This window comes from Psychrobacter sp. Sarcosine-02u-2, assembly GCF_002836335.1.
Lineage (GTDB): Bacteria > Pseudomonadota > Gammaproteobacteria > Pseudomonadales > Moraxellaceae > Psychrobacter > Psychrobacter faecalis.
Genome location: NZ_PJBX01000046.1, coordinates 1 through 1200 on the forward strand (window position 1 = coordinate 1; position 1200 = coordinate 1200).

General features: G+C 44.8%; 1 protein-coding gene. It reads left to right on the forward strand.

What is annotated here, in order from left to right; translation table 11 throughout:
- Positions 1-74 precede the first annotated feature (74 nt).
- Positions 75-1162, forward strand: a protein-coding gene (locus CXF58_RS01160; RefSeq protein ID WP_180952495.1) for an IS3 family transposase whose coding sequence is annotated in 2 segments (ribosomal slippage) — positions 75-327 and positions 327-1162 — 1089 coding nt in all. Because the reading frame shifts where the segments join, the coding sequence is not laid out codon by codon here.
- Positions 1163-1200 lie beyond the last annotated feature (38 nt).

Consider the following 1200-nt stretch of genomic DNA (forward strand, 5'->3'; position numbering starts at 1 on the left):
TGGTAATCCCCCCAATAAATAAGAACACTTACAAATAGAGATTAACTGCTAAAATACACCAGCAGGAGAATCCTATGAAAAAGACACGCTTTAGCGACAACCAAATCGTCAACATCCTAAAACAAGCCGAACAAGGCGTCCCTATTACCGAGCTCTGCCGTGAGCATAACATCAGCCAAAGCACCTTCTACAACTGGCGATCTAAATATGGTGGTATGGACGCCACACTTATCAGCCGTCTTAAAGAGCTTGAAGTTGAAAATGCCCGCTTAAAGAAGATGTACGCTGATGAATGTCTTAAGTCCGACATCCTACAGGATGCCATGTCAAAAAAGTGGTAGCGCCCCTCAGGCGCAAAGAGATGGCTTGTCACTATATTAAAGAGCATGGCATCAGTATCCGCAGGGCTTGCTCGATCTTTAACATCAGCGTCACCTGTTATTATCACAAGTCAGTGGTAACAGATGAGAACCAGCAAATAGCGGACTTACTTATCAAACTGACCGATGAGAACAAGAACTGGGGCTTTGGCTTGTGCTTTTTAACCTTGCGTAATGTGCTAGGACTGCCGTACAACCATAAGCGGGTATATCGCATCTACTGCGAGCTTGAACTCAACCTTAGAATCAAACCTAAGCGTCGCATTAAACGTGCTAAACCAATACCATTAGCAGTACCTGATAGGATTAACCAAAGCTGGAGCATGGACTTTATGCACGACGGCTTAACTGATGGCCGCGGCTTTAGACTGTTCAATGTCATTGATGATTACAACCGTGAGGCACTCACCGTTGAAGTCGACTTCTCGCTACCGGCCGGGAGGGTCATACGCAGTCTTAATCAGCTTATTGAGTACCGAGGCAAACCTGTGCAGATAAGATGCGATAACGGCCCTGAATACATCAGCAATGCGCTCAAAGACTGGGCTGAGCAGCAAGGTATCATCTTAAGCTATATTGAACCTGGCAATCCACAGCAAAATGCGTATGTAGAGCGCTTTAACAGAACCATGAGATATGATTGGTTAAATCAGGAGCTGTTTGATAATCTAGAGCAGGTACGCGCACAAGCAGAAAACTGGTTATACCATTATAATCATAAGCGCCCAAACATGGGCAATGGCGGTTTTACACCGATACAGAAACTCAATCAGGCAGCTTAATTCTATTTATTAGGTGTCTTAAGTTTGGGAGGGTTACC